Origin of the sequence: Streptomyces sp. NPDC048521 (assembly GCF_043199855.1) — a bacterium.
Lineage (GTDB): Bacteria > Actinomycetota > Actinomycetes > Streptomycetales > Streptomycetaceae > Streptomyces.
Window position 1 is genome coordinate 69,180 of sequence record NZ_JBICWR010000026.1, and the last position, 26,997, is coordinate 96,176.

The following is a 26,997-nucleotide window of genomic DNA, read 5'->3' on the forward strand; positions in this document are numbered from 1 at the left end:
CCTTGTGTGATGCCCGGTCCCCTCTAGCCTCCCGCCATGGGATTTCTTTCGAGTCGCCGCAGAAAGTCACGCCTTGCCCCGGAACTGGACGACCAGCGTCTGGGTAAGCTGCTGAAGTCGCTGATGGCGACCACGAAGACCGGGATGATCGCGACCACGGACCTGTGCGTGGCGCAGATCTCCCGTGTCCTGGACCAGGACCCGGGCGACTGGGACCGCCGGGCGCACCGGATGGGCGTGCTGGCTGACTATCTGGCCGAAACCCATCTGCCGCGGTCCTGGGTGGCCCGTGAGCCGGGCAACGCCGACGCACTGGGGCTGCACGCCTGGACGCAGGTCGCGCGCGCCCGCCGCCGGGGATCCCTCGAAGACGCGGCCGAGGCTGTCGACATGTGCCTTCGGGCAGCCGAGATCGCCCCGGACGATCCCACACCGTGGGTGATTCTCCTGGAGGTGGCCCGCCTGGAAGGCCGGGAGCGGTCGCAGGTGTTCGGAGTGTGGAACGAGGTGCTCGCGCGCGACCGTTGGAACCGCGAGGCCTACCTGAGCATGCTGGGCTACCTCAGCCCGGAAGAAGCGGGATCGCGCGTCCAGGTCCTGGAGTTCGTGGACTCCCTGGGGCTGCGCATGCCCGCGAACGTGCCCTGCGCGGCCATGGAGCTCACCGCTCAGGTCTTCCAGTACCACTCCCTCGTCGAACGGGGAGGGCTCGAAGCACTGATGGCGCGGAACCACTGGTCGCAGACGACGGCCACGCAGGCCCTCGACCGGGTGGCCCACACCTGGGTCCAGCCCGGGTTCCTCCGCCATGCCAAGGCCCTCGCCGACCTCAACATCCTCGCCTACGCGCTGATGGCCGCCGACCGGCGCCGCGAAGCCGCCGCCGTCTTCGCGGCACTCGGCGGCGTGGTCACCCCATGGCCCTGGCAGACCGTCGGCGACCCTGTGACCGAGTTCGACCAGGCGCAGCGGAGAGCCGCAGCCGGCGTGTGAGGCGCCCCGCAGGTGGCCATGCCGACCTTTCCTCCTCGGTGGCGTTCTGATCGACGGGCTCGGGTCCGGGACGAAGACCATTTTGCCCCGATAAGATAATTTCGTGATCAGCACTGGACGGCTTCGCCGTCACCGCCCTCCGTACGGTGGCCGACGCGAGACCCTGCTGCTGTCCCCGGTGATCCTCACCGTCCTCATCGCCGGCCTGGCGTTCGCCACCCCCAGGGAGATCGCCTTCAGCCGTCTCCTGCCCGCCGCGCCCGCCCTCGCCGCCGCGATGTGGCCCGTGGTGCCGACGATCCTGTTGGGGGCGTTCTGCCTGCTGGTCATGGTCGGTCTCAGCCTCGTCTACATGGATCTGGGCACGCCGTACACGGCCGCTGCGATCGTCGCGGTCACTTTGGTGGCTGCCTACACGAGCCGTCTGCGACTCCAGCGAGAGGAGACACTCTTCCAGGTCCGGCTCGTCGCCGACGCGGCGCAGAAGGTGCTGCTGCGCCCGTTGCCGTGTCGTATCAAGGACGTCGATATCGAGTCGCTGTATCTGGCGGCCCAGGAGCAGGCCCGGATCGGAGGAGACTTCTACGAGGTGGCCGACACACCGTACGGGGTCCGGTTGCTCATCGGTGACGTGCGCGGCAAGGGACTGTCGGCGGTGGGGGCGGCCTCGGCGGTGATCAACTGCTTCAGGGAGAACGCGTACGACCAGCCCGACCTGAGGGGCATCATCCATCGCCTGGAGACCAGCATCGGCCGCTACAGCGTCGCGATCCTCGACCCCGACCAGCCGGAGCACTTCGCCACCGCGCTGATCGCCGAGATCCCGTACGGCGGGGGAGAGGTCAGGATCGTCAATTGTGGACACCCACCGCCTCTGCTCGTGCGGGGCGGTCAGGTCCGCGTCCTCGAGCCCACCGTCCCCTCGCCGCCCCTCAACCTCGCGACGCTCCTCGGAGACGAGTACCACGTCGACACCACCTCCTTCGCCGCGGGCGATCAGATACTCCTCTACACCGACGGGGTGACGGAGACCCGGGACCGCACCGGCAGTTTCTTCCCGCTGCCGGAATGGATGCGGCAGGTCGGCCCGGCGCCTCCCCGTGAGCTGCTCGACCGGCTCCACCGCGACCTGCTCCACTACGGCGGTGGCAGGCTCGATGACGACGTCGCCGCTGTCGCCGTCCGCTGCCGACCCCCGGGGGCTGGTCAGGGCTCCGCATAGGTGACGGGTAGCGGGGTGGTCCGACGCGGTGCCGGGCCACTTCGCCGGCTCCCTCACGGCGGGATCGCCGGGCGTCCTGCCCGGCCACGGCAGGCCTTCCTTGTGCCGATCACCGCGGGATCGACGGTCGGATCCGCGTCGTCGGCTCCGGCCGGAGGCGGCGGGCGGCGTGGCGGGGAGGGTCAGTGGAGGCGGGCGCCCTGTGAGCGGAGTACTCGCTGAACCGCGCTCACCGGGATGTCCCGGGGCTGTCGGCCCTGGGTCGCCGCGAGGGCCGCGCAGACGCCCGCCGCTTGCCCGGTGGCCATGGAGATCGGCATGACGCGGTAGGAGGAGTGGGCCACGTGGTCGCCGGAGATGCAACGGCCCGCGACCAGGATCCGGTCCACGCCGCGGGGGAGGAGGCAGCGCAGGGGGATGTCGTAGGACTCGCCACGCGGCAGTCGTTCGAGCGTGGTGCCGCGGCCGCTCGGGTTGTGGATGTCGACCGGGTAGGCGCCGCGGGCGATGGCGTCGTCGAACTTGCGGGCCGTGAGCACGTCCTCGCCCGTCAACTCGTACTCGCCCATGATCCGGCGCGTTTCCCGGACGCCGACCTGGACGCCGCTCTGGACGACGTAGGAGTCGGCGAAGCCCGGCACGCGGTCGCGCAGGAAGCGGGCGATCTGCGCCATCTGACGGTGAGCCGTGAACTCCGCGCGAGTGAGGTCCCAGGCGCTCGTGCCCAGCACCTCGGTGACGCGGGTGGAGTTGACCGCCACCTCACCGGCGTTGGGGGTGGCGAAGAGGAGGACGTCCTCGCGCGGCAGGTCCAGTTCCCCGGCGTCCGTGGCGGCCCGGACCAGGTCCCACAGCCCGTGCACGCCCCTCCACTGGTCCGGGTTGGCGCGGGTGTAGGCGGTGAACTCCTCGTGGTCGAAGCGGACCATGCGGAACATCAGCGTCATGGGCTGTGTCCAGCCGTCCTCGGGCCGTCCGATCTCGTACTCCGCTCCGGCCGCGGCGGCGATGTCGCCGTCCCCGGTGCAGTCGACGATCACGTCCGCGTCCAGGACGAGGGGCCCCGACTTCGTCTCGAACACCGCACGGGCCCGATCGGGCATGCTGAGGACGTCCGAGGCGAACGCGTGGAGCAGCGTACGGACCTCGTGGGTCTCCAGCAGCTCGTACGCCACCAGCTTGAACAGCTCCGCGTCGAAGGGCACGGTGTAGCCGGTCTCGAGGGAGGGCCGGATCGCCGCCCCCCTGCGGACCAGGTGCTCGAGCAGCACCCACAGCACCCCGCCGACGACCGGCTCGCCCTCGCCGTGATCGGGCGGCAACAGGCGCGCGGTGTCGCCGGCCACGGCCTGCTTGACCTCGTTGTGGAAACTCATCAGGGGCATCACCAGTGCCGCGGTGGCGTTGCCGCCGAGGAATCCGTAGCGCTCGACGAGGACCACCTCGGCGCCCGCGTTCGCGGCGCCTAGGGCCGCCCCGATGCCGGCCGGCCCGCCGCCGATCACCAGTACCTGAGTGGACCCGGCGTGCAGGGCCTGACGAGGAGGCAGCTCCACCCTCCTGGGGGCGCGGGGCGGCGTCAGGTAGGACACGGTCACTCCCTCGGAAACGGGTGGCTGCCGGCGTCAGCCCGCGGTGGAGGCGGGCACCGGCGCGCCGCGGTCGACGACGTGGCGCGGAGCAATGCGGTCCAGACAGGTCAGGAGCCGTTCAGCGGTCTGGGCCGCCCGCAGCTGCATCGCAGCCGTGCGCGCGGCCATGTCGGCCGCGCGGGCGGGCCGCTCGTCCCACAGGCGGTCCACCTCCGCCAGCAGCAGTCCCGTCGTCTCCCTGACCACACCGCGCAGGGCGGGCGCGCCGATCTGCTGGGCGAAGTCGAAGACCTTGCCCGCGTAGGGCAGCGGGAGCAGGGGGATGCCCGAGAGCGCGGCGAAGATCAGGAAGTGCAGCCTCATGCCGACGGCCAGGTCCAGCTGCTTGACGATGTCGAGGACCTGCTGCGGCCCGTAGTCGCCGTGCAGCACGGTGCAGCGGTCCGCCGTGGCCATGCGGGACACCACGGCGTGCGCGTGCCGGATGTCGCTGCGTTCCATGGAGACGAAGACGATGTGAGCGTCGAGCCGGTGGACCAGGAAATCACCCACGTCGGCGAGGAGTTGGTGGTACCCCTCCGTGTCGAGGTGCTCGGCCGCGCGCCCGGGCTCCCGCACGCTCATTCCGACCAGTCGCACCCCGTGCGGCACCGCCTCCGCCCGCAGGAGTGCCTCTCCGAGGTCGCCCGGTTCGAGCAGCAGCGCCGGATCGGCGGTGACGTGGATGGGCCGGGTGAGGCCGGCCTCTTCGAGCACGAGTTTCGACTCCTCGTCACGGACGGTCACCTCGACCGCGTCGGACAGCGCCGCGCGGACCCACGCACAGTCCGTCTCGTCGGTGAGCGGACCGGCCCCCAAGGCGTAGGTGAAGACGGGTACGCCCAGATCCCGGGCGGTGCGGGCCATCCGCAGGTACCGACGTGCCTCGGTGTCGTAGAGGATTCCGCCGCCACCCAGCAGGAGGACGCTGAGCCGACTGAGATGCCCGGAGATGTCCTCCCGGCAGACGCCCTCCCAGGCGATGACCTCGACGTCCGGATGGGTGCTACGGGTGTGCGCGGGATCGCGGGAGAAGACCACGAAGCGCGTCTTCGGCCGCCCCGCCCGGACGCGGTCCAGCAGGGCGCTGAGGATGGCCTCGTCACCGATGTTCCGGCCCCCGTAGGAGCCCAGCACGCCTACGGTCACAGTGCCCGCGTCGTCCATGACCGCTCCCTCGCGATGTTCACCAGAAGTGCTCCCACGGCTTGAGCAGGGGAAGGGTGACCCTCTGCCATGTGCCCTTTCTAAGCATCTCTGTACCAGTTTGCTGCTGCTCTGTGGGAGCGTACGGCCGTGTCACTCAGGGGCTGATCCCCGCGGCACGGCGATCACCTCCGGCCGCCTCGCCCAGGAGCAGTCCGGCCAGCTCGTGCGGCCTGGAGAACATGGGCCAGTGGCCGGTCTCCATACCGGCCGAGCGCCACCGCACGCCGGTCAGCAGGTCGGCCACGTCGGCGCCGAGCGCGGCGCCGGCGAGCAGGCACCTGACGTACGTCGTCGGAATCTCCGCGAGGGGACGAGGCAATACGGCCGGCTCGGTCAGCGTGTCACCCGGATGAGGCGTCGAGGCGTCCATGATCCGGGTGATCTGCTCCTCGGTCAGTCCCTGGCCGGCGTAGAACACCCGATCGGGCGGTGGCCAGAAACCGCCGTTGCGGGAGATCGCCGCTTCGACCGCCTCGCCGTCCGGCCACCTGCGCACGCACGACTCCCCGTCCACGGGAACAGGAGAGTCGATCAGAACCAGACGGGCCAGCCGGTCGCCGATCCTGCCGGCAGCCTGACCGGCCGGAAGGCCCGCGTAACTGTGCCCGACGAGAACGACATCGCGAAGACCGAGACGTGCTACCTCGCTGACGATGTCCTCGACATGAGTCCGCTGCCGGGCCGGCACCCCGCGCTTCTCGGCGAGTCCGGACAGCGTCAACGGCTGCACACCGTGGCCGGCCGCGCGCAGCTCCGGCACGACCTCGTCCCAGGCCCACGATCCGAGCCAGGCGCCTGCGACCAGCACGAAATGCGCCATGCCCACAGCGTAGTCGAGCCGGTCCATCCCGGGACTTCGCCCGCCCGTCGGCCACGTGTCATCGTGGCGGTCATGGCGATCGGAGTGGACGTGGCCGTGCTGGTCGGGCTGCAGGCGTCCGGGAAATCCACGTTTTACGCGCGCTGCCTGTCCGGCCGGTACGCGTGGGTCAGCAAGGACCTGTTCCCGCGGGGATCCAGGAACAAGCAGCGACGGCAGATGCGCCTGGTGGAGGAGCACCTGGCGGCCGGGAGGCCGGTGGCGGTGGACAACACCAATCCGTCGCCGCAGGAGTGGGACCCGCTGGTGGAGCTGGCCCATCGCCACGGGGCGACGGTGACGGCCTACTGGTTCCCGCCGGACGTGGCCGGCTCGCTGCGACGCAACGCCGCCCGGCAGGGCCGGGAGCGTGTCCCGGACGTCGGCGTCCTGGCCACGCTGAAGCGGCTGCGCAAGCCGTCGCCGTCGGACGGATTCGACGAGGTGCGGGAGGTGCGGTTCGACGGCCGGGGCGGCTTCGAGGTGCGGGGGTGAGGTACGAGCCGGACGGCGGCCCGTGTCGTTGGTGACTGGCACTCGCCTCGCGCCGGCGTCGTGCGGGGGCGCTGTGGGCGGCCACGGCTTGAACGCCGGCCGGATACCCCGAGGGTCCCGGCGGTGGCCGCTCCGTCGTCGTCCGCCGGATGCCCACCCGGGGCGCAGCTCGGGCGATCCACGGCCGGCCCTTTCTCCTGCCGACCCCTGCCAAATGAGCAAGCGCTTAGTAAGGTGGCTGGGGGTGAGTTCGTGCGACGAGGAGGGGCAGCTATGCGGGTGTCGGGAGTCGAGGCGTTCTACGAGCGGGACGGCGACGACCGGTTCCTCCCCACCGCCTATACACGGGGGCCTTGGGACGCCGACTCCCAGCACGCCGGGCCGCCTGCCGCGCTGCTCGGCTCGGCTGTCGAGCAGCGGCCGGGCGGGCGGCCGGACATGGGGGTCGCCCGGCTGACGTACGAGATTCTGCGCCCTGTACCGATACGGCCGCTGACGGTGACGACACGCGTGCGCCGCGCCGGGCGCAGCGTCGAACGCGTGGAGGTGGGTCTGACACCGGACGGCGGTGAGGAGGTGATGCGGGCGACGGCCTTGCTGATGCGGACGGCACCCGATGCGGTACCGGCGGTGTCGCCGGCCCGGCAGGTGCCCGGGCCCGGGGCCGTACCCTCGAAAGCGTTCTTTCCCGTCCCGTGGGACCAGGGCTACCACACCGCCATGGAAGTGCGCTTCGCCGCCGGGTCGTTCCTGGAGACCGGCCCGGCAACGGCGTGGATGCGGATGAGGATTCCGTTGGTCGAGGGCGAGGAGATCACGCCGCTCAGCCGGGTGCTGACGGCTGCCGACTCCGGCAATGGCGTCAGCGCGGAGCTGGACTTCCATCGCTACGTCTTCATCAACGCCGATCTCACCGTCAGCGTGCACCGCCACCCCGAGGGCGAGTGGGTCTGCCTGGACGCGCGGACGATGGTGGACGGTGCGGGCGTAGGCCTTGCCGAGTCCGCCCTGTACGACGAGAAGGGCCCACTGGGCCGCAGTACCCAGACCCTGTACGTGGCCCCGCGCGGCTGAGACACCGGGCCGTGGCCCGCTCCTCGACGCCGCCGGGATGTGGGGCGGGCAGGGCCCTGTGCGCGCCGGCGGACTCATTCTTCCGGTGCGGTGATGTCACGCCCGCGGTCCGGGCGGTGTCTTCATGCCGAACAGGCCGACAGGCCACCGGACAAGGAGAACACCATGACCCCGCGCATTCCCAAGGCAGAGCTTCCCACGGAGCTGAAGGAGAACCTGGTCAAGCAACTCGGTGCCGTGCCGGAGCCCGTCGAGGTGGTCTTCAACCAGCCCGACGTCGCCCTCTCCAACCTGGAGTTCTCCGGCAGATTGGCCCAGTGGAACGCGTGCGACGAGGCCCTCAAGACGTTCGCGCACATGGCCGTCGCGGCGCAGGTCGGCTGCAGCTGGTGCCTGGACATCAACTACTTCGCCGCGCTGAACCAGAACCTGGACCTGAACAAGGCCGGCCAGGTGCCGAACTGGCGGAACTCCGACGTGTTCACGCTGCTGGAGCGGGAGGTGCTGGAGTACGCCGAGGCCATGACGAACACGCCGACGACCGTCACCGACGAGCTGTCGGCGAGCCTGCTCGCCCGGCTCGGCCCCGCGGCACTGGTCGAACTCACCGCGTACATCGGCTTCGCCAATCTCTCCACCAGGGTCAACACTGCCCACGGCATCACCTCGCAGGGCTACTCCGACGCCTGCGAGATCCCACTGGCCCAGCGCCCCGCGCCGTCGGTCGTAGCCTGACGCCATGACCGACGATCCGTTCATCGCCCATCGCGGCCTGCTGTTCACCGTCGCCTACGAGATGCTCGGATCGGCGGCCGACGCGGAGGACGTGCTGCAGGAGTCCTGGCTGCGGTGGGCCGATGTCGACCACACGCAGGTCCGTGACCCGCGCGGGTACCTCGTCCGGACCGTCACACGGCAAGCACTCAACCGCCTGCGGACACTGTCCCGCAGCCGCGAGGATTACGTGGGCGAGTGGCTGCCGGAACCGCTGCTGACGAGCCCCGACGTCGCCGAGGACGTCGAACTCGCCGAGAGCGTCTCCATCGCGATGCTCACCGTGCTGGAAACCCTCGGACCCACGGAGCGGGCGGTGTTCGTGCTCCGCGAGGTATTCGACGTGCCCTACGGCGAGATCGCCGAGGCCATCGGGAAGTCCGCGGCCACCGTGCGGCAGATCGCGCGGCGGGCACGCGAGCATGTGGCGGCCCGCCGGCCGCGCATCCAGGTGAGCCGCACGGAGCAGCAGACCGTGGTCGAGCGGTTCCTCCTCGCTCTGCGCACCGGCACACTCCAGGAGCTCCTGGACGTCATGGCGCCCGACGTGGTCATGGTCGCCGACGGCGGCGGGCTCGTGGCCGCCGCTCTGACACCGGTCCACGGCGCCCGAACCGTCGCGGGGATCCTCGCCCGCGCCAACCGCGTGGTGACGGCGTTGCGGACCACGACCGTCTGGCTCAACGGCGCACCCGCCGGCCGCGTCGAGTTCGACGGCGAGCCGGCCGCGGTGAGCCTCGAAGTGGAGAACGGGCGGGTCACCCGGATCTACGTGGTCCGCAACCCGCACAAGCTGACCCACCTCGACGAACCGGTCGATATCGCCAGGTGACCTGCCCGGTACTCAACTCGGCCGACACCCACGCATGTTCGGCACCAGCAGAAAGAGGTTTCTGCCGACCGGCCGAGCGACTCGGAAACACCACTCCCGAGACCGCCGTGCCTTTTCCTTCGAGGCGCGGCGGGTTCGCCGAACGCAGGGGCGACAATAACCGTCAGGGACGCTCGTCGATTCCCGGCGAGCGTACTTTTCGCTCATCGCCGTCAAGGCGTCCCAGCGCGTCGGAATACGGCCGTCGAAAACGAGTTACCCGCGCCGCCGTGGCCGAACGGGGCTTCCATCCAGACCCGAGCGGGCGTCGACCACCGGTGTGCAGAGTGTGCGGCAACGGATTCCGCTTCCGGTTCGCAGTCAGGAGGTGCGGGTTGTCGCTGGCCGAGCAGTTGACGTACCCGGCTGTCGATCTCGACGAGATCGACTTGTCGTCCATCTGGATCGAGTCGCATCCGATCACCCGCGTACCGATCGACTCGCTCGTCTTCGACGACTCCCCCCGGCTGGACGGGGAGGACGACGACCACGTACGGCTGCTCGCCGAGGCCGGCGATTCCCTGCCCCCCGTCACCGTGCACCGCCCCACACGGCGCGTCATCGACGGCGCCCACCGTATCCGTGCGGCCCGGCTCAACGGCCGTACCGAGATCGCCGCGCGGCTGCTGGACTGCGACGCCGCCGCAGCCTTCGTCCTGTCCGTCAGGGCCAACGTCACCCACGGCCTGCCGCTCTCCCGCGCCGACCGGGCGGCCGCGGCGGCACGCATCGTCCTGACGCACCCGCAGTGGTCGGACCGCGCGATCGCCACCGCCACCGGGATCTCCGACAAGACCGTCTCCCGTATCCGTGCGCAGGCCTCCACCGTGGACACCGCGCAGTCCGGCACCAGGCTCGGGCGGGACGGCCGGGTGCGCCCCCTGGACAGCGGTCAGCGCCGCCGCCGCGCCGCCGCTATCTTCCTCGACCGGCCCGACGCCGGGCTGCGCGAGGTCGCCCGCGCCACCGGACTGTCCCCGGCCACCGTGCGGGACGTGCGCCGGCGCATCGACCGCGGTGAGGACCCCGTACCCGGCCGCTACCGCAAGTCGCCCGGCCCACAGCGCGCTTCCGCTGTCGCGAACCGGCACCGCACGCCCACCGCCGTCGTCCGCATCGGCCGCGAGGCCCTGCTGGTGGACCGGAAGAAGCTGCTCGCCAAGCTCAGCGAGGACCCCTCGCTGCGACTCAACGAAGCCGGCCGGCGCGCCCTGCGCTGGCTGCACCAGTACTCCGTCGACCGCGACGGCATCGAGACCCTCCAGCGCGGACTTCCCGGCCACTGGGTCGCCGAGGTCGCCGATCTGGCCCGCAGTTGCGCGGCCGCCTGGAGCGAGCTGGCCGAGCAACTCCAGCGGTGCCCCGAGTAGCGCCCCTTCCGCACGTCGTACGAGCACGTCGCACGCGCGCCCACGAGGCACCGGACACACCGCCACCGCTTCCGCCGCGCAGGGGACGTGGCCCGGTGGCGTACGGGCTGCTCCTCGCACCGGGACACACACGGCACCACCGCTCCGGCCACGGGCCGGGCCCCCGCTCCACCGCTCCGCCGACCCGCGGCACCGGCGAGCGGCCCGCCCCCGGGCCGCTGTCCTGCCTTCGGCACCCCCGCTTGCCAGAACCGACGCACTACAGGAGGCCTTACGTGTCCGAGCTTGCCGAGACGCCCGGTACCCGTACCAGACTTGGGAGCAAGCCCGGCACGGGCGTGTGGTTCATCGGGGCCCGCGGCTCCGTCGCCACGACCGCGATCGCCGGCTGCGCCGCGCTCGCGGCGGGGCTGCGCCCGCCGACGGGCATGGTCACCGAGACCGAGCCCTTCGCCGCCGCCGGACTGCCCGCCCTGTCCTGCCTCGTCTTCGGCGGCCACGACACCGTCGACTGGCCGCTGCCCAAGCGCGCCGAGGCACTCGCCGAACAGGGCGTCGTGCCGCACGGGCTCCCGCAGGCGGTGCTGGAGGAACTCGCCGCCGCCGACCAGGAGATCCGCACCGGCGGACCGGTGGCCGGCGACACCCGCACCGACGAGGAGCTGATCGCGGCCTTCGCCGCCGACATCGAGGACTTCACCCGCCGCACCGGGGTGGCCCGTACCGTCGTGGTGAACGTCGCCTCCACCGAGCCCGCCCCGGCCGCGGGCGATACCCGGCTGCCCGCCAGCTCGCTGTACGCGGCGGCCGCCCTGCGCGCGGGCTGCTCGTACGTGAACTTCACCCCGTCGACCGGCGTACGTCACCCGGCCCTCGAGGAACTGGCCTGGTCGGCCGGGGTGCCGTACGCGGGCCGCGACGGAAAGACCGGGCAGACCCTGCTGCGGGCGGTGCTCGCGCCCATGTTCCGGCAGCGGGCCCTGGACGTGCGGGCCTGGTCCGGCACCAACCTGCTCGGCGGCGGCGACGGGGCGGCGCTCGCCGACTCCGCGGCCGCCGCGGCGAAGAACGCGGGCAAGAACCGCGTCCTGGAGGACAGCCTCGGCGTGCTGCCCGAGGGCGAGGTGCACATCGACGACGTGCCCGCGCTCGGCGAGTGGAAGACCGCCTGGGACCACGTGGCCTTCGAGGGCTTTCTCGGCACGCGGATGATCCTGCAGACCATCTGGCAGGGCTGCGACTCGGCACTTGCGGCACCCCTGGTGCTCGACCTCGCCCGGCTCGCCGCCCGCGCCCACGAAGCGGGGATCGCCGGGAGCCTCCCGGAGCTCGGCTTCTACTTCAAGGACCCGGACGGCGAGTCCTCCGCGCTGGCCGAGCAGTACGACGCCCTCCTCGGCTTCGCCGCACGACTGGGGGAGTCCCGGTGAGCACTGCCCGCGACTGGGCCGAACTCCTGCGCGTCTCGGCCCTGTTCACGGTGCCCGGCGACGCGCTCGCCGGGGCCGCGGCGACCGGACTGCGCCCCGGCGCGCGCACCGCCCTCGCGGCCGGTGCCTCCCTGTGCCTGTACGAGGCGGGCATGGCACTCAACGACTGGGCCGACCGCGAGGAGGACGCCGCCGAGCGGCCGCACCGCCCCATCCCCTCGGGCCGTATCGCCCCCGCGCAGGCACTGACCGCGGCGGCCGGTCTGACCGCCGCCGGGCTCGGCCTCGCCCTCGCCGCGGGCCGCCCCGCCGCGCTGTGCGCCACCGCCCTCGCCGGCACCGTGTGGGCGTACGACCTGCGGCTGAAGCACACCCCGGCGGGCCCGGCGACGATGGCAGCGGCCCGCGCCCTCGACCTGCTGCTCGGCGCCGTGGCCACCGCCGGCACCCGTACGGCCGGACGGGGTCCGGCGACCGTGGCCGGCACCGGCGCGGCGGTACGCCGCTCGCTGCTGCCCGCCGCCGCTCTCGGCGCCCACACCTACGCGGTCACCACGGTCTCCCGTTCCGAGACCCAGGGCGGCTCGCCGGGCCGGCCGCTCGCCGCGCTCGGCGCGACCGTTGCCCTCGGCGCGCTCACCGGCGGCCGGCAGGGCAGCGGACCGCTCGGGGCGGAACGCCGGACCGAGCCGCTCCGGTCACCGCGCGAACTCGCCCCGACCGTGCTCGCCGGCGCCTATGTGGCCACCGCCGCCAAGCCGTTGTGGCACGCCGTGCTCAACCCGTCACCGCCGTTGACCCAGCGGGCCGTCGGCGGCGGCATCCGCGCGCTCATCCCGCTCCAGGCGGCCCTCGCGGCGCGCTCCGGCGCGCTCGCCTCCGCCGGGCTGCTCACCGGACTCGTCCCCGTGGCCCGCCGACTGGCCCGGAAGGTGAGCCCCACATGAGCATCCGCCTCGGCTACGGCACGAACGGCCTGACCGACCTGCGGCTCGACGACGCCCTCGGCGTCCTGGCCGACCTCGGTTACGACGGCGTCGGGCTGACCCTCGACCACATGCACCTCGACCCGCTGGGCCCCGGTCTCGCCGACCGCGTCGCCCGGGTCGCCGACCGGCTCGGAGCGCTCGGTCTCGGCGTCACGATCGAGACCGGCGCCCGCTATGTGCTCGATCCCCGCCGCAAGCACGGCCCGAGCCTGCTCGATCCGGATCCCGACGCGCGGGCGGCCCGGACCACGCTGCTGGTCACCGCGGTGAAGGTGGCCGCGGACCTGGGCGCCCACGCGGTGCACTGCTTCAGCGGCATCCGGCCCGCGAGCGTCACCGAGGACACCGCGTGGGAACTGCTGGGCGCCTCACTGGGGCCCGTCCTCGACGCCGCTGCGGAGGCCGGAGTGCCGCTGGGCATCGAGCCGGAGCCCGGTCACCTGCTGGAGTCGCTCGCCGACTTCCACCGGCTGCGCACACGGCTCGGCGACCACCCGCTGCTCGGCCTCACCCTCGACATCGGCCACTGCCAGTGCCTGGAGCCGCTGACCCCGGCCGACTGCGTGCGGGCAGCCGCGCCCTGGCTGCGGCACGTGCAGATCGAGGACATGCGGCGCGGTGTGCACGAACACCTGCCCTTCGGCGACGGCGAGATCGACTTCCCGCCCGTGCTCGCCGCGCTCGACGCCACCGGGTACCAGGGGCTGACCGTGGTCGAACTGCCCCGCCACTCCCACGCCGGACCCGAACTCGCCCGCTCCTCCATGGAGTTCCTGCGCACCCAACTCAAGGCGACCGGGCGACCGCGCCCCGACGGCTCCGGCCCGACCCCCACCGAGCGCAAGCCGCCCCGGCCTCCGGCTGTTGAGGTGGCTACTGCTGAGCGCGTCCTGACCCAGCCTCCGGAAGTCCTTGAGGTTGCTACCGCGGAGCGCACGTCGCGCCGACCTCCGGCTGTTCGTGAGGCGGCCACCGCCGAGCGCGTCCTGCCTCGGCCTCCGGCTGGTCCTGAGGTGGCCGGCGCCGCGCGTGTCCTGCCCCCGCACCCGGCCGGGCCCGGCGCGTCCACCTCCGCGCCGGCCCCCATCTTCCCGGCACCGTCCGCGTAAGGAAGTCCGCATGCCGATCACCAGAGAGGAACTGCCGGCCCGCCTCGGCCCCGAGGGAGCCGCCTGGCTCGACGCCGCGCTCGCCGACGCGCGCGACGCCGCGCACTGCGAACCGGTCGCTCCGCCCCGCAGGGGAGTACCTGCCTGGGAGCTGCGGTTCGCGTCGGCCGGCCGGGAGTGCGGCCTCCCCGAGGCGGCGGAGGCGGTCCGGGTGCTGCTGCTGCACACGGCCCGGCCCGACGCGACCACCGTGACCCGGCTCTACCAGCGCGGGACCGGCGCCGAACGCCGCGCCGTCCTGCTGGCCCTGCCCCACCTCCCGCTCGCCCCGGACGCGGGCGTGCCGCTGATCGAGGACGCGCTGCGCACCAACGACACCCGGCTCGTCGCCGCCGCCGTCGGACCCTACGCCGCCGCACACCTGGACGCCCACGCCTGGCGCCACGCCGTCCTCAAGTGCCTGTTCACCGGGGTGCCCCTGGCCGCCGTGGCCGACCTCGCGGACCGCGCCGGCGGCGACGCCGAACTCGCCCGCATGCTCGGGGACTTCGCCGCGGAACGCACCGCCGCGGGGCGGCCCGTCCCCGACGACCTGCACCACGTACTCGCCCTGACCGCCAAGGAAGCCTGATGCGCATCTTCGACCCGCACATCCACATGACCTCGCGCACCACCGACGACTACGAGGCGATGTACGCGGCCGGGGTGCGCGCGCTGGTCGAACCCGCCTTCTGGCTCGGTCAGCCGCGCACCTCGCCGGAGAGCTTCTACGACTACTTCGACGCGCTGCTGGGCTGGGAACCGTTCCGGGCCGCGCGGTACGGCGTCGCCCATCACTGCACCCTCGCCCTCAACCCCAAGGAGGCCAACGACCCGCGCTGTGTGCCCGTCCTGGACGAACTGCCGCGCTACCTGGTCAAGGACGGGGTGGTCGCGGTCGGCGAGATCGGTTACGACTCGATGACCCCGGCCGAGGACACCGCGCTGGCCGCCCAGCTCGAACTCGCGGCCGAGTCCGGGCTGCCCGCCCTGGTGCACACCCCGCACCGCGACAAGCTCGTGGGCCTGCGCCGCACCCTCGACGTCGTGGCCGAGTCCAAGCTGCCGGTCGACCGGGTCCTGGTCGACCACCTCAACGAGACCACGGTCAAGGAGGCCAAGGACTCCGGTGCCTGGCTCGGCTTCTCCGTCTACCCGGACACCAAGATGGACGAGCACCGCATGGTCGCCGTCCTGAAGGAGTACGGGCCCGAGCGGGTACTGGTCAACTCCGCCGCGGACTGGGGCAAGAGCGACCCGCTGAAGACCCGCGAGGTCGGCGACGCGATGCTCGCCGCGGGCTTCGGCGAGGACGAGGTGGACCGGGTGCTGTGGCGCAACCCCGTCGCCTTCTACGGGCTGAGCGGCCGGCTCGTCCTGGACGTCGCCCGGCCCGAGACGCTGCACGAGGGCAACTCCATTCTGCGCGGGGGCGAATGATCCGTGCGTTTCCGGCACCCCGACGGCTCGACCGTTCACCTCGCGTACTGCACCAACGTCCACCCGGCCGAGACCCTCGACGGTGTCGTCGCCCAGCTGACCGCCCACTGTGAACCGGTCCGCCGCCGCCTGGGCACCGAACGCCTGGGCATAGGGCTGTGGCTGGCCACCGATGCGGTCCGCGCCCTCGGCGCCGACCCCGCCGCCCAGCGGCGGCTCCGCACCGAGCTGGACCGTCGCGGCCTCGAGGTGGTCACCCTCAACGGCTTCCCCTACCAGGGCTTCGGCGCCGAGGAGGTCAAGTACCGGGTCTACAAACCCGACTGGACCGACCCGGAACGCCTGGAGTACACCACCGACCTGGCACGGCTGCTCGCCCTTCTGCTGCCCGACGACGTCACCGAGGGCACCATCTCCAGCCTGCCGCTGGCCTGGCGCACCGGCTTCGACGAGGCCGCGGCCGAGTCGGCGCACACGGCGCTGATCGAGCTGGCGAGGCGGCTGGACGAACTGGAGGACACCTCCGGCCGCTCGATCCGCCTCGCCCTGGAGCCGGAGCCCGGCTGCGCCGTCGAGACCACCGCCGACGCGCTCGCCCCGCTCGCCGCCCTGCCCGGGCACCGCATCGGCCTGTGCCTGGACACCTGCCATCTCGCGACCAGTTTCGAGGAGCCCACGGCGGCACTCGACGGCCTGGCGCGGGCGGGCGTCCCGGTGCCCAAGGTGCAGCTCTCCGCGGCCCTGCACGCCGAGAACCCCCGGGACCCGGCGGTCCGTACGGCGCTCGCCGCCTTCGACGAGCCGCGTTTCCTGCACCAGACCCGTGCCAGGGTGGACGGGGTCCTGCACGGCACCGACGACCTCGGACCGGCCCTGGCCGGGAGCGCGCTGCCGGACACGGTGCCCTGGCGCGCCCACTTCCACGTACCGCTGCACGCCCCGCCCGCACCGCCGCTGACGTCCACCCTGGACGTGCTGCGCGAGACGCTCGCCGCCCTGGTCGGCGGACCTGTGCCGCGCAGCCGTCACTTCGAGGTCGAGACCTACACCTGGCAGGCCCTGCCGGCCGAGGCGCGTCCGGCCACCGACGCCCAGCTCGCCGACGGTATCGCCGCCGAACTCGACCTGGCGCGCGACCTGTTGACCGGCCTCGGACTCAAGGAGCAGCAGTGACGAAGACCCCGACGCCCCTGCTCGTCCTCGACGTCGTGGGCCTGACCCCCACGCTGCTGGACCACATGCCCCGCCTGAAGGCACTCCGCAGTCGCGGCTCGTACGCCCACCTCGGCACCGTGCTGCCCGCCGTCACCTGCGCCGCCCAGTCCACCTTCCTGACCGGCACGCTGCCCGCCGAGCACGGCATCGTCGGCAACGGCTGGTACTTCCGCGACCTCGGCGAGGTCCTGTTGTGGCGCCAGCACAACGGACTCGTGGAGGGCGACAAGCTCTGGGACGCCGCCCGCCGCCTGCATCCCGGCTACACGGTCGCCAACGTCTGCTGGTGGTACGCGATGGGGGCGGACACCGACTGGACGGTCACTCCGCGCCCCATCTACTACGCCGACGGCCGCAAGGAGCCCGACTGCTACACCCGGCCGCCCGCCCTGCACGACGAACTCACCGAGAAGCTCGGCACGTTCCCCTTGTTCAACTTCTGGGGGCCCACCGCCGACCTGGTCTCCAGCAGGTGGATCATCGACGCCACCCGGCACCTCAACCGCACCCGGCACCCCGATCTGACGCTGTGCTACGTGCCGCACCTCGACTACGACCTCCAGCGCTTCGGCCCCGAGGACCCGCGCTCGCTGAAGGCCGCCGCCGATCTGGACGCCGCACTCGCTCCGCTGCTGGACGAGGCCGCCGCCGAGGGCCGCACGGTGGTCGTCCTCTCCGAGTACGGCATCACCCGGGTCAGCAGACCCGTCGACATCAACCGGGCCCTGCGCCGGGCCGGCCTGCTGGAGGTGCACACCCAGGACGGCATGGAGTACCTGGACACCATGGCCTCGCGCGCCTTCGCGGTCGCCGACCACCAGGTGGCGCACGTGTACGTGCGGCGGCCCGAGGACCTGGCCGGTGTGCGGGAGGTGCTCGAAGGCATCGACGGTGTCGGTGAACTCCTCGACGAGGAGGGCAAGAAGGAGCACGGCCTGGACCATCCGCGCTCCGGCGAGCTGGTGGCGGTCGCGGAGCCGGACGCCTGGTTCACGTACTACTACTGGCTGGACGATGCCCGCGCCCCCGACTTCGCCCAGCTCGTGGAGATCCACCGCAAGCCCGGCTACGACCCGGTCGAGCTGTTCATGGACCCCCTCGACCCGTACGTGAAGGTCAAGGCGGCCAAGGCGCTGGCCCGCAAGAAGCTCGGCCTGCGCTATCGGATGGCCGTCGTGCCGCTGGACCCCTCCCCGGTGCGGGGCAGCCACGGCAGGCTTCCCGATCGTCCCGAGGACGGACCGGTCCTGCTCTGCTCCCGCCCCGGCGAGGTGTCCGGGCAACTCGCGGCCACGGCAGTGAAGTCGCTGTTGCTGCGGCTCGCGGGAATCGGCTGAAATACCGGACCCGCGCCACCGTTCAGCAGCGCCCCGGGAATTCCCGGTCTTACGCATTCGCGCACGGCGGATCAGTTCCGTTCACATCCGCTCGCGGAATCCTTGAGTCCACCCGGTGCGCTCCGGTACGAACCGGTGTGCAATCGCGGAATTCCGATGTCGCACACGAAGTGCGGCCGGCTCCGTTCAAGTTGGAGCGCTTTTCAGCGCACGACGAATGGGGCCTGCGACGTCTATCGTGACGCCGGTTGGATTCGCCCCTGACTGCGGGGGCGTGCCAAATAGAGGAGAGACATGTTGAGAGCAAGCAAGTCTTGGGCGGGGGCCTTTCTGGCAGCGGCAGTCGTGGGCAGCCTCACGGCCACCGTGATCCCGAGCCAGGCCGCGCCCCAGGCGGCGTCCGGCAAGCACACGCTCAAGATCGCGTCGACCCCCGAGGTCCTGGCGACCGGTCTGCACAACCCGCGTGCCGTCCGGATCCAGGCCGACGGATCGCTCCTGGTCGCGGAGGCAGGCAGCGGCTCGGAGAAGCCCTGCACGGTGCCGAACACCCAGTGCCTCGGCTTCACCGGCTCCGTCTACCGGGTGAAGGGCTCCTGGAAGGGCCGTGTCGTCACGGGTCTGCCCTCCGAGACGGAGGTCCGGGCCGACGGCGAGACCGCGATCATGGGGGCGACCCAGGCCCAGCTCGCCGCGGACGGCACCTACCGTGTGGTCAGCGGCCTGAGCGGCAACCTCGACACCCGTAAGACGCTCGGCCCGGGCAGCGACCCGCTCGGCTCGCTGACCGTCGCCAACGGCAAGATCCTGGGTGACCTGGCCAAGCACGAGGTCCTGCACGACCCGGACTCCGTGACCGGCAACGGCCAGGTCTACTCCAACCCGTGGTACTTCGCCCGGGACGGCAGGGACTACCTGGTCGTCGACGCCGGTGCCAACGACCTGATCCGGGTCCACCCCGACGGCACCACCGAGACCGAGGTGGTCTTCCCGAACAACACCCTGCCGACCCCTCCGTCCGCCAAGTCCTCGGCAGCCACGTCCTCGCCGGTCCAGTCGCTGACGCCGGCCGGACAGGCACAGTCGGTGCCGACCGGCATCGTGCGCGGCTGGGACGGCGCGTTCTACATCTCCGACCTGAGCAGCATGCAGCCGGGCATCAGCCGTATCTGGCGCTACGTGCCCGGCGGCAAGCCGACCGTCTTCGCCACCGGCCTGACGAACACCATCGACCTCCGGGTGGCCCCCAACGGCGACCTGATCGCGCTGTCGTACGCCACCGGCTACTCGTCGACCGGCCTGCTGCCCGGCGGTCTGACCCGGATCGACCGGCACACGGGCGCCCTCACGCCGATCGACACCGGCGACCGTCTGGCCCAGCCCACGGGCCTGGACGTCTCCCGGAACGGTGACGTCTACGTCACCAGCAACACGTCGGGCACCAACGGCGAGCTGCTGAAGTTCCCGGCCTCCTGACCGGCTCACCAGCTCCCCCCGCGCCGGTGTGCGTCCGGCCTCCCTGGCAGACGCACACCGGCGCGGACATCAGCGGCGTCCACCGGCACACAGCCCGGCGGACGCCGCTTCGCCGCGCCCGGCGACAGCCTGACCGACGCCGCGAACGCCGGCCGTGGAGACGCGGCGCGGCATACGTCGGGGGCGGCCCCGAAACGGGACCGCCCTCCCCATACGTGGCTGTGCGCGTCGTCACTGCCGGCCGGCCTCCTCGAACCGCCGTCCTCGAGGCCGGCCGCGGACGACCCGGTCGGTTCAGCCCCGCTTCGTCGCGCACATGACGACGCGGGTGATGATGGCGTCCGCCGGTATGTCGGCGGGATCCTTGGCCACCACCTTCGTGACCTCGAACCCGCACTCCTCCAGCCAGCTCCGGTACGTGGACAGCTTCTGCAGGCCGCCGCGCCCCATCACACAGCCCAGGATGTAGGCCGGGAAGAAGTCGGCCTGGTAGTCGTCCGGGTCCTTGATGTCCTCCGGGTACACCGGCGCCAGGACGACGATCTGCCCACCGGGTTCGAGAGCCTGGTGCGCGTTCCGGAAGATGGTGAGGACCTCGTCCTTGTCGTACATGTCCACGAAGTGCTTGAGCAGCAGAACGTCGTAGCCCTTCGGGAGGGCCTCCAGGACGTCACCGCCCACGAACGAGCAGTGCTCCGCCACACCCTGTGCCTCGAAGTTGCGCAGGCACTCGGCCTCCAGCACGGGCCGGTCGAAGGTGGTCACCCGCAGACCGGGCGATCCCTTCAACTGGTAGGTCATGATCGCGCCGAGACCGTTGCCGCCCAGCACGTCGAGCACCCGCGCCCCGTCCGGAACGTCGAAACTCCGGAAGAACCAGGGATAGACGCTAGCGGTCTCGTTCTGCGCCAGCGGACCCCACGCGGCGCGCACCTCAGGGACATGGGCGGCGGCCTCGAACATCGTGCCCTCGAAGCCGTAGAACTCCTTCAGGCCGACCACGCTGGCGCTGCGTACGCTGTCGGCGAGGTAGTACAGCTGCCGCAGCATGCCGGTCTTGATCATGCCCATGAAGGTGAGGGCACGCTGGAGATCCGTCTCGGGGACGTCCGCGAGTGCGTCGAGGGTGTAGCCGCCGGTGGCTTCGTCCCGGGCGACGAAGCCCTCCTTCACCAGCAGGTGCAGCAACTGCTCCACCGCGTCCGGCTTGGCGCCGACGGCCGCGCCGAGTTCGGCCGCGGTCAGACCGGCCTCCTTGCGCAGCGCCTCGACGATGCCCAGCTCGAAGCAGGCGTAGAGATTCATGAACCGCGTGGGTCCCACCATGTACTCGCGCATCCGGGCGAGTGAGGCTTCTGGGCTCGTCACAACAATCCCTTCGAATCGACATACCGGGCGGCCGCCCCGCCCCAGTGCTCCCGAGCCACCGAGTATCGGCAGCGGTACTGGAGCGGCAGTGGAGCGGGACTCCCGCCCGGCTCAGGGAGCGCCGCCACGGGGGTGCCGATGCAGTCGGCGTTCACCGGCACCCTCTCGACGACAGGGACGAGGTCAGGACGTGGAACCCGCGTACGCGGTGACGCCCGCGTGGTCGGCGAGGTAGACACGGGCGTCGTTGGCGATGGGCACGCCCGCCAGGTACTCGTCGGGCAGGTCGAAGGCGTCGACCAGGGTGGTCAGGCACGGGGCGAGGTCGTCCATCATCTCGTCCGCGACGAACGGCAGCTCGCGCACCTGCTCGGCGCTCAGGTGCCCCTCGGCCAGCAGGTCGCCGGTCCGGCCGGCGAGCTGGTCCAGCAGGAACAGCACGCACAGTCGCTCCATCAGCTTGCGTGCCTCGGGGTCCGCCGACTGTTCGGCCGCATCGATGAACGCGTCGGCCGCCCGGAGCACGGCGTGCACGGAGACCATCTCCAGGGCCGCCGAGGACGACTTGTTCCAGCGGGCCACCGGGTTCTTGGAGGGGCCGCGGCGCAGAGCGACACGGGCCCTTGCCTGCCAGACCGCCTCGGACCGGGCGAGCAGCGCGCGCAGATAGCGGGGATCGGTGAGCGCGTCCGGCCCCGCCGGCTGCATCGCACCGGACGCTGCCTCATGGCCGAACAGCATCTCCGCCGCCGCCTTCGCCCAGATCACCAGGTTGTCGCCCTCGGCGGTGATGGTCCCCTCGGTGTACTGGGGGAGCCCGATCAGACCGTTGACCGCGAACAGGCCCTGCGCACCGCACCGTTCGCGGGCCTCGATGGTGATGGAGCGGGCCTGCCAGGTGATCCACCCCTTGGCGATGGCCACCTCACGCTCCACGTCGTCGCGGTCGTCGTCGGTGTGCGCGGCCCAGTCGGCGAGTACCGAGCGGTGCAGGAACGTCATCGCGTACGCCGAGGCCAGCGACGTCAGCAGCCGGGCGTGGTGACTGCGGTGGTTGTTGACGGAGATGCGCTCGCCCGCCTTCGGCCCGGCCACCTCGCGGTGTTCGCCGTAGCGTACGGCGATGGCCAAGGAAGCCCGGGCGGCGCCGACGGCCGCGCCGCTCATGCACAGCTTGCCCATGGTGACCCGGCCGATGGAGCGCAGGAACCGCTTGCGTCGGTTACCCACGTTGCTGACCAGGGTGCCGTCCTCGCCGCACCGGCCGTGCTCCGCCTCCAGCAGTGCCTCGCGGGGCAGCCGTACCCGGTCGAACGCGGTGAGGCAGTGGTCGACCGGCGCGCCGGGACGCAGCGGCAGCCGGCGCACCCGGATGCCGGGCAGCAGGCCGCGCTCGTCGCTCAGCGGCGTCAGGAACAGGAACACGCCCTGGTCCTGGCCCTCCACGATGAGCCGGGCGGCGACCACGGACGTCTTGGGGCCGCCGGTGGTGCTGGTGTTGGGCATGAACTTCTCTGCGCCGGGGTGCGGCGTGTTGAGGATGAACTCGCCGGTCTCCCGGTCGAGTTCGGCGGTGGTCTCCAATGCCGAGCTGTCGTTGCCGTGGTCCAGTTCGGTGCACAGGAACGTGCCGATGCGGCGCATCGACGTGAACTCGGACAGGTCCCGGCCGCTGGTCTCGTGGTCGAGGAGACTGCCGAGGAACAGGTTGTAGTGGATGCTCGCCACCGTGCACAGGCCCCCGCCGCCGTCCACGATCGCCGCCCACTCGTGCAGGCCCGCCAGCAGACCCGGGTCCTTGGCGAGGCTCTCCGCGTCTCCAGCGGTGTCGTTGACCAGCCGTAGCCACTCGTAGGACTGGGCCGCCTGTTCGGCGGGGGAGCGGTCAGGGTGGTGGCGGAAGGTGTCGTCGCATATCAGCCGGCGCCACCTGCGGTGGACTCGTTCCCGTTCGTCGTCCTGGCCGAAGAGGAGCCGGGCCAGTTCGGCGGCGGGTGCCGTTCCGCTTCCTCCTGGGCCGCTCGCTGCCACCGGCTCGCCCGCGAGCGGAACCGGAGCCTCTCGTTCGTGCTGCGCGTGGTCCCCCGTGGGACGCGTGCCGGGCTGGACTGTCAGAAGGGTCATGACCTTCTCTCCCCGTTGTCGCAGATCCGGAGCTGGATGTGCAGGGCCCAAAAGATACGGACCCACCGGTTTTCTTATCAAGCCCAAGTTGAGCTAAATCACAGCTGGCCAGTAGTTGCCAGTTGTGCTGTCTCGAGGGCGATCCGAGTGGATGACGAGCGGAATTACCGATTCCGACCAGCCGTTCGAGAGTGACTCCGTCGGGTAGTATCACTGAGCGAACACAAAAAATACCAAGCGGAAGGTTTCGTTCCCGTGAAAATGCGGCCAGGGCTAAACGCCCATACCTGGCGGCATGCCGTATAGGCGGGCAATGCACCCCTCCATGGTTGATCGCTCAACCTGGGGTGGCGGGATACAAACCTGTCGGTTTAGTTTTCTTGACCAGAGTCGGATGAACAGTGCGGAGGTCGGGCCGTGGCACTTCAGGAGCGGGCCATCAGGACGAGGCGTGCCATCCTCGTCGCGGCCGCCGCGGTTTTCGCCGAGGTGGGGTACGAGGCGGCGACGATCTCCGAGATCCTGCACCGGGCCGACGTCACCAAGGGGGCCCTGTACTTCCACTTCGCCTCCAAGGAGGAACTGGCGCAGGCGGTCCTGGCCGGCCAGCTGAGCGCGGTCCCGACCGCGCCGCAGCAGGAGCTGATGCTCCAGCAGGGCCTGGACGAGGCGTTCCTGATCGCGCACCTGCTCGCTTCGGGCGACCCGGTCGTGCAGGGCAGCATACGGCTGACGGTCGATCAGGGGGCCCCGAACGACGGCCTGGACCGGCGGGTGCCGATGAGCGCATGGCTCGACTTCAACGTCGAACTCCTCGGCAAGGCGAAGGACAACGGGGAAGTGCTGCCGCACGTCGACGTGACGGCCGCGGCCCGGATGTTCGTCGGAGCGTTCACCGGCGTTCAGGTTTTGTCCAAGATCATGACGAACCATGCCGATCTGCAGGAGCGGGTCGCGGACCTGTACCGGCACCTGATGGCGAGCATCGCGGTCCCGGCGGTGCTCATGCAGCTCGACACGGCCGTGGACCGGGGGGCCCGGGTCTACCAGGCCGCGCTGAAGCTGCGGGAGGCGGGCGGGCAGGGCCGACCGGGCGTAACCGGCCCGGCCGCTGAGGAGATCGGCGCCACCGGCTGACGTCCCGACCGGACGCCGGCCGCACAGCAGGACAAATGAACAGTCGTCGGGGGCGTGGATTCCGTACGCCCTCGGAGGGGAGGGCGGGGGACCCCTCCCCTGGGCATGGCACGACGCAAACGTGTGCACGACCGAGACCCGGGGAGAAACGACGATGAAGACGACTTCCTGCCCTTACGCCCTGGACGTGACAGGGCGTGACCTGGCAGGTGAGGCGGCGATGCTGCGGGCTCAGGGCCCGGCCGTCAAAGTGGAGTTGCCCGGCGGTGTGATCGCCTGGGCCGTGGTCAGGCAGCACTACGTCGAGCAGTTGCTGACGGACCCGCGTGTCTCCAGGGACGCCCGTCGGCACTGGCCGGCGTTCATCGAGGGGAAGATCACCGAGGACTGGCCGCTGTATCCATGGGTGGCCAACGAGAACATGCTGTTCACCTACGGCGAGAGCCACGCCCGGCTGCGCCGGCTGGTCAACGGGGCGTTCACCGCGCGCCGCACCGAGGCCATGCGCCCCCGGGTCGCCGAGATCACGGCCGAACTCGTGGACAAGCTCGCCGCCACCCCGGCCGGCACACCGGTCGATCTGCGGACCGCCTTCGCCGAACTGCTGCCCATGCGGGTCATCTGCGAGCTGTTCGGCATCCCGCAGGGGGAGGCCACGGACGCCCTGTGCGTCGCGCTGCACAAGGTCTTCAGCACCACCATCTCCGGGCAGGAGATCGAGGCGGCACGGATGCAGGCGTTCATGCTGCTGGCCGAGCACGTGGCGACCAGGCGGGCCGCGCCCGGCGACGACCTGACCTCCTCGCTGATCGAGGCGCGGGACCAGGGCGACCGGCTGAGCGAGGAGGAACTGTTCGGCACCCTCTTCCTCATGATCGCGGGCGGGCAGGACACCACCGCCGCGCTGATCACCAACGCCGTGGGCGCGTTGCTGAGCCACCCCGACCAGCTGGAGCACGTCCTCGAGGGCCGGGCGAGCTGGCAGGACGTGTCCGCCGAGACCATGCGGGTGCACACCCCCGGCGCCTACGCTCCGATGCGGTTCGCCGTGGAGGACATCGACCTGGACGGCGTGACGATCCGCAAGGGCGACGCGATCCTGGTCAACTTCGCGTCCGGCGGCCTGGACCCCGAGCGCTACGGCGAGGACGCCGACCGCTTCGACGTACTGCGCAAGGACCGCGAGAAGAACAGCATCGGGTTCGGATACGGCACGCACCGCTGCATGGGCGCCCCGCTCGCCGAGGTGGAGGCGACCGGAGCCTTCGCCGCCCTGTTCGAGCGCTTCCCCCGGATGCGGCTGGCCTGCGCCCCGAAGGAACTCCAGCCCATGCAGAGCTTCCTGATGAACTCTTACCGCGAGCTGCCGGTGATACTGACCCCCGCGGACTGACCCGCACGCGTCGACCAGCAGGACTCCGCCGCCCGGCCCGGGCGGCGGAGTCCTGCTGCTTTTCCGGTGGACGGGTGAGGCCGACGTGCAGGGGGGCTGGTTGGGGCTGTCGTCCGAACTTCGATGTCGACCCTGTAAACAAACCAAGCGTGCGGTTTGCTAAAATCCCCGTCCCGGGCGAAAGGAGGCGAGGTGGTCAAGCAGGACCGAGCGGTGCGGACGCGTCAGGCCCTGATCCGCGCGGCGGCCGAGGTGTTCGCCGCCGACGGGTACGCCATGGCCTCCCTTTCCGTCATCAGCCAACGCGCCGGGGTGAGTTCCGGTGCCCTGCACTTCCACTTCACCAGTAAGGACGACCTGGCCAAGGAGGTGGAGTCCAAGGCGACGGGCTCCGGGCAGCAGCTGGCCGAGGGCTGCCAGAACGCGGCCGGCTCCGCGCTGCAGGCTCTGGTCCGAACGGCGTTCGGACTGCTGCTCGCCGCAGCCGACGACCCGGTGCTCCGAGCCGGATTCAAACTGAGCGGCGACCCGTCGCGCAAGAGTGACGCGGAGATGCTCAACTGGTGGCGCGGCCTCGTGCAGGAACTGGTCCTGCAGGCACAGGACTCGGGGGAGCTGGCGCAGGACGTCTCGCCCGGCGACGCGACGACGGCGATCGTCGCGGCCACCGTCGGGTTCGCGGTGATCGCCATGGCGGAGGCGGAGTGGCCCTCGGCCGAGCGCCTGGCGCGGTTCTGGTCCCTCGTCCTGCCGTGGCTGGCGGCGGCCCCCGAGCGTGTGCTCGACCTGGTGATGCGCGGTGACCAGCGGCACGACCGCATCCACTGAGCCGAGTGTTCTTCCAGCGGGCCCAAAGCCCCACTTGAGCGCGGTGTCGGACGGTTGCCGAAAAGAGGAGGTGGCATGGGCGATACGGACCGCAAGGTCGACCAGGGGGGAGCCGGCCCCGTGAGCGGCGTGCACGCCGTGCTCCGGGTGGAGCGTGGCCGGGCGACGGAGGCGGAACTGGCCGCGGTCACCGCCGTGTTGTTCTCGCTCCTGGCCGACCGAGGCGACGACACGGGCGCGGTGCGGAACCCCGGCGTCCCGCGGTGGCGCCCGGAACGGGCACCCGCCGCCTACAGCTCCCCGTACAGCTGGCGGTAGAGCCGCCATCGTCCATGGCTGATTCGTATACGGCCCGTACCTCCGGCCGCAGGAACCGCACAGGCGGTCTGTCGGCGGGAGCATCCTCCTCCGGGCCTCACCACGTGGGAGGGATACGCCGTGACCCTTGTGAATGACACACCCCGTGTCTCGGGGGAGGTGACCGCCGCCCGCGCACGCGTCGCGGAACTGCGGACGGTGCGTGCGCAGGCAGTGGCAGGCCCCAGCGAGAAGGCGACCGAGGCGCAGCACGCCAAGGGCAAGCTGACGGCGCGGGAGCGGATCGAGCTGCTCCT

General features: G+C 71.4%; 23 protein-coding genes and 2 pseudogenes. 20 read left to right on the forward strand and 5 right to left on the reverse strand.

Annotated features, from left to right (window positions below):
- The first annotated feature begins 36 nt into the window (after positions 1-36).
- Together ACGFRF_RS37810 and ACGFRF_RS37815 are read left to right on the forward strand one after the other, a co-directional pair.
- Complete coding sequence (locus ACGFRF_RS37810; protein WP_393747989.1) at positions 37-993, forward strand: hypothetical protein; 957 nt, start codon at positions 37-39, stop codon at positions 991-993.
- 103 nt (positions 994-1,096) lie between these two features.
- Entirely contained in the window at positions 1,097-2,215 is a 1,119-nt protein-coding gene (locus tag ACGFRF_RS37815) for a PP2C family protein-serine/threonine phosphatase (RefSeq protein ID WP_393747991.1), read from the forward strand.
- A 182-nt stretch (positions 2,216-2,397) separates the two neighbouring features.
- Here ACGFRF_RS37815 and ACGFRF_RS37820 read toward each other — a convergent pair whose 3' ends face one another.
- The 3 genes from ACGFRF_RS37820 to ACGFRF_RS37830 all read right to left on the reverse strand — a co-directional run bounded on the left by ACGFRF_RS37820 (position 2,398) and on the right by ACGFRF_RS37830 (position 5,875).
- Positions 2,398-3,807 (reverse strand): FAD-dependent oxidoreductase, encoded by a 1,410-nt coding sequence (locus ACGFRF_RS37820; protein ID WP_393747993.1) that lies wholly within the window; start codon positions 3,805-3,807, stop codon positions 2,398-2,400.
- Positions 3,808-3,840: 33 nt separating this feature from the next.
- Positions 3,841-5,013, reverse strand: a complete 1,173-nt coding sequence (locus tag ACGFRF_RS37825; RefSeq protein WP_393747995.1) for a polysaccharide pyruvyl transferase family protein — start codon at positions 5,011-5,013, stop codon at positions 3,841-3,843.
- 136 nt (positions 5,014-5,149) lie between these two features.
- Positions 5,150-5,875, reverse strand: a complete 726-nt coding sequence (locus ACGFRF_RS37830) for an alpha/beta fold hydrolase (RefSeq protein ID WP_393747997.1) — start codon at positions 5,873-5,875, stop codon at positions 5,150-5,152.
- A gap of 72 nt (positions 5,876-5,947) precedes the next feature.
- Between ACGFRF_RS37830 and ACGFRF_RS37835 the strand changes: the two genes are divergently transcribed.
- The 13 genes and pseudogenes from ACGFRF_RS37835 (at position 5,948) to ACGFRF_RS37895 (ending at position 19,533) form a co-directional block, all read left to right on the forward strand.
- Complete coding sequence (locus ACGFRF_RS37835) at positions 5,948-6,409, forward strand: AAA family ATPase (protein WP_393747999.1); 462 nt, start codon at positions 5,948-5,950, stop codon at positions 6,407-6,409.
- Positions 6,410-6,682: 273 nt separating this feature from the next.
- Entirely contained in the window at positions 6,683-7,483 is an 801-nt protein-coding gene (locus tag ACGFRF_RS37840) for a thioesterase family protein (protein WP_393748001.1), read from the forward strand.
- Positions 7,484-7,648: 165 nt separating this feature from the next.
- Positions 7,649-8,218: a carboxymuconolactone decarboxylase family protein gene (locus ACGFRF_RS37845; protein WP_393748003.1), complete on the forward strand. Its 570-nt coding sequence runs from the start codon at positions 7,649-7,651 to the stop codon at positions 8,216-8,218.
- Between the two features lie 4 nt (positions 8,219-8,222).
- Positions 8,223-9,089 (forward strand): RNA polymerase sigma-70 factor, encoded by an 867-nt coding sequence (locus tag ACGFRF_RS37850; RefSeq protein ID WP_393748005.1) that lies wholly within the window; start codon positions 8,223-8,225, stop codon positions 9,087-9,089.
- A gap of 374 nt (positions 9,090-9,463) precedes the next feature.
- The gene (locus ACGFRF_RS37855) at positions 9,464-10,498 is read left to right on the forward strand and encodes a ParB/RepB/Spo0J family partition protein (RefSeq protein WP_393748007.1); all 1,035 of its coding nucleotides are present in this window, start codon (positions 9,464-9,466) and stop codon (positions 10,496-10,498) included.
- Between the two features lie 275 nt (positions 10,499-10,773).
- On the forward strand, positions 10,774-11,928 hold the full coding sequence (locus ACGFRF_RS37860) for an inositol-3-phosphate synthase (RefSeq protein WP_393748009.1): 1,155 nt from the start codon (positions 10,774-10,776) through the stop codon (positions 11,926-11,928).
- On the forward strand, positions 11,925-12,875 hold the full coding sequence (locus tag ACGFRF_RS37865) for an SCO3242 family prenyltransferase (protein WP_393748011.1): 951 nt from the start codon (positions 11,925-11,927) through the stop codon (positions 12,873-12,875). Before ACGFRF_RS37860 ends, ACGFRF_RS37865 begins: the two co-directional genes overlap by 4 nt.
- Positions 12,872-13,703 (forward strand): annotated as a pseudogene (locus ACGFRF_RS37870) (sugar phosphate isomerase/epimerase family protein); the annotation flags it as partial. The gene ACGFRF_RS37865 and the pseudogene ACGFRF_RS37870, both read left to right, overlap by 4 nt.
- A 333-nt stretch (positions 13,704-14,036) precedes the next feature.
- A complete protein-coding gene (locus ACGFRF_RS37875) occupies positions 14,037-14,657 on the forward strand; it encodes an EboA domain-containing protein (protein ID WP_393748013.1) in 621 nt (206 codons plus the stop codon).
- Complete coding sequence (locus ACGFRF_RS37880; protein ID WP_393748015.1) at positions 14,657-15,505, forward strand: TatD family hydrolase; 849 nt, start codon at positions 14,657-14,659, stop codon at positions 15,503-15,505. The genes ACGFRF_RS37875 and ACGFRF_RS37880 overlap by 1 nt, the downstream gene beginning before the upstream one ends.
- Positions 15,506-15,508: 3 nt before the next feature.
- A complete protein-coding gene (eboE, locus tag ACGFRF_RS37885) occupies positions 15,509-16,678 on the forward strand; it encodes a metabolite traffic protein EboE (RefSeq protein WP_393748017.1) in 1,170 nt (389 codons plus the stop codon).
- A complete protein-coding gene (locus ACGFRF_RS37890) occupies positions 16,675-18,057 on the forward strand; it encodes an alkaline phosphatase family protein (protein ID WP_393748019.1) in 1,383 nt (460 codons plus the stop codon). Before eboE ends, ACGFRF_RS37890 begins: the two co-directional genes overlap by 4 nt.
- 345 nt (positions 18,058-18,402) lie before the next feature.
- Complete coding sequence (locus ACGFRF_RS37895; RefSeq protein ID WP_393748021.1) at positions 18,403-19,533, forward strand: ScyD/ScyE family protein; 1,131 nt, start codon at positions 18,403-18,405, stop codon at positions 19,531-19,533.
- Positions 19,534-19,827: 294 nt separating this feature from the next.
- Here the strand turns inward: ACGFRF_RS37895 and ACGFRF_RS37900 are convergent, their stop codons facing one another.
- Both ACGFRF_RS37900 and ACGFRF_RS37905 read right to left on the reverse strand, forming a co-directional pair.
- Complete coding sequence (locus ACGFRF_RS37900; protein WP_393748023.1) at positions 19,828-20,901, reverse strand: methyltransferase; 1,074 nt, start codon at positions 20,899-20,901, stop codon at positions 19,828-19,830.
- A gap of 183 nt (positions 20,902-21,084) precedes the next feature.
- Positions 21,085-23,025: an acyl-CoA dehydrogenase gene (locus ACGFRF_RS37905; RefSeq protein WP_393748024.1), complete on the reverse strand. Its 1,941-nt coding sequence runs from the start codon at positions 23,023-23,025 to the stop codon at positions 21,085-21,087.
- A 417-nt stretch (positions 23,026-23,442) separates the two neighbouring features.
- Here ACGFRF_RS37905 and ACGFRF_RS37910 point away from each other — a divergent pair, with 417 nt between their 5' ends.
- From ACGFRF_RS37910 to ACGFRF_RS37930, 5 genes and pseudogenes are all read left to right on the forward strand, one after another.
- Positions 23,443-24,162, forward strand: a complete 720-nt coding sequence (locus ACGFRF_RS37910; protein ID WP_393748025.1) for a ScbR family autoregulator-binding transcription factor — start codon at positions 23,443-23,445, stop codon at positions 24,160-24,162.
- Positions 24,163-24,316: 154 nt separating this feature from the next.
- Positions 24,317-25,555, forward strand: coding sequence for a cytochrome P450 (locus ACGFRF_RS37915; RefSeq protein ID WP_393748027.1), 1,239 nt, complete (start codon positions 24,317-24,319; stop codon positions 25,553-25,555).
- Positions 25,556-25,747: 192 nt separating this feature from the next.
- A complete protein-coding gene (locus tag ACGFRF_RS37920; RefSeq protein ID WP_393748029.1) occupies positions 25,748-26,383 on the forward strand; it encodes a ScbR family autoregulator-binding transcription factor in 636 nt (211 codons plus the stop codon).
- A 75-nt stretch (positions 26,384-26,458) separates the two neighbouring features.
- The gene (locus tag ACGFRF_RS37925; RefSeq protein WP_393748031.1) at positions 26,459-26,701 is read left to right on the forward strand and encodes an acyl-CoA carboxylase subunit epsilon; all 243 of its coding nucleotides are present in this window, start codon (positions 26,459-26,461) and stop codon (positions 26,699-26,701) included.
- Between the two features lie 120 nt (positions 26,702-26,821).
- Positions 26,822-26,997: pseudogene (locus ACGFRF_RS37930) on the forward strand (methylmalonyl-CoA carboxyltransferase); the annotation flags it as partial.

Coding starts and splice junctions, on each gene's coding strand:
- ACGFRF_RS37850 (WP_393748005.1), top strand. CDS start 8,223: ATGACCGACGATCCGTTCATCGCCCATCGCGGCCTGCTGTTCACCGTC.
- ACGFRF_RS37915 (WP_393748027.1), top strand. CDS start 24,317: ATGAAGACGACTTCCTGCCCTTACGCCCTGGACGTGACAGGGCGTGAC.
- ACGFRF_RS37835 (WP_393747999.1), top strand. CDS start 5,948: ATGGCGATCGGAGTGGACGTGGCCGTGCTGGTCGGGCTGCAGGCGTCC.
- ACGFRF_RS37845 (WP_393748003.1), top strand. CDS start 7,649: ATGACCCCGCGCATTCCCAAGGCAGAGCTTCCCACGGAGCTGAAGGAG.
- ACGFRF_RS37810 (WP_393747989.1), top strand. CDS start 37: ATGGGATTTCTTTCGAGTCGCCGCAGAAAGTCACGCCTTGCCCCGGAA.
- ACGFRF_RS37905 (WP_393748024.1), bottom strand. CDS start 23,025: ATGACCCTTCTGACAGTCCAGCCCGGCACGCGTCCCACGGGGGACCAC.
- ACGFRF_RS37875 (WP_393748013.1), top strand. CDS start 14,037: ATGCCGATCACCAGAGAGGAACTGCCGGCCCGCCTCGGCCCCGAGGGA.
- ACGFRF_RS37880 (WP_393748015.1), top strand. CDS start 14,657: ATGCGCATCTTCGACCCGCACATCCACATGACCTCGCGCACCACCGAC.
- ACGFRF_RS37840 (WP_393748001.1), top strand. CDS start 6,683: ATGCGGGTGTCGGGAGTCGAGGCGTTCTACGAGCGGGACGGCGACGAC.
- ACGFRF_RS37925 (WP_393748031.1), top strand. CDS start 26,459: ATGGGCGATACGGACCGCAAGGTCGACCAGGGGGGAGCCGGCCCCGTG.
- ACGFRF_RS37830 (WP_393747997.1), bottom strand. CDS start 5,875: ATGGCGCATTTCGTGCTGGTCGCAGGCGCCTGGCTCGGATCGTGGGCC.
- ACGFRF_RS37825 (WP_393747995.1), bottom strand. CDS start 5,013: ATGGACGACGCGGGCACTGTGACCGTAGGCGTGCTGGGCTCCTACGGG.